This window comes from Spirulina subsalsa FACHB-351 (assembly GCF_026130165.1).
Lineage (GTDB): Bacteria > Cyanobacteriota > Cyanobacteriia > Cyanobacteriales > Spirulinaceae > Spirulina_A > Spirulina_A subsalsa_A.
This window is the reverse complement of the sequence record NZ_JAIHOM010000272.1, coordinates 1-561: the sequence shown is the minus strand read 5'-3', so window position 1 is coordinate 561 and position 561 is coordinate 1. Positions and strand designations below refer to the sequence as shown.

Annotated in this window: 1 protein-coding gene and 1 pseudogene; both read left to right on the top strand. The window is 48.1% G+C overall.

The genetic code is table 11. The annotated features are described in order from the left end of the window. Positions 1-314 (top strand): annotated as a pseudogene (locus K4A83_RS22825) (Rpn family recombination-promoting nuclease/putative transposase); the annotation flags it as partial. A 36-nt stretch (positions 315-350) separates the two neighbouring features. Next, positions 351-561: Rpn family recombination-promoting nuclease/putative transposase (locus tag K4A83_RS22820; RefSeq protein ID WP_265267022.1), on the top strand; the 211-nt coding region annotated here is incomplete at its 3' end.

Here is a 561-nt window from a genome sequence, read left to right as displayed (position 1 = left end):
GAGAAATGTTTAGTGTGGAGAATTTGAAAAAGACTCGTTTTGCTCAAGAAATGAAGCAAGAGGGACTAGAGGAAGGTTTACAACAGGGACGAGAGCAGGGTTTACAACAGGGTCGAGAGCAGGGTTTACAACAGGGTCGAGAGCAGGGTTTACAACAGGGTCGAGAGCAGGGTTTACAACAGGGTCGAGAGCAGATGAAACAGCAACTTATCCACCGTTTAGCTGACCGGGGGATGTCTCCTGATGAAATTGCCGAGCTTCTGGAATTAGACCCCACTGTTGTGCAACAAATCCTCAAATCTTCAGAGAATTAAGCTAGACCAGAGTTCCTTCCCTCCTTACTCCCCCTCATGAAAACCGACACCATCTTTTACCGCATCTTCAAAGAACTACCCAACACCCTCTTTGACCTGCTAGGACAAGCCCCCACCCCTGATAATCCCTACCGTTTCGAGTCCATCGAAATCAAACAAACCGCCTTTCGCATTGACGGGGTATTCTTCCCCCAAACCATCACCCCTCAAGCCCCCCTCTACTTCACCGAAGTTCAATTTCAAAAAG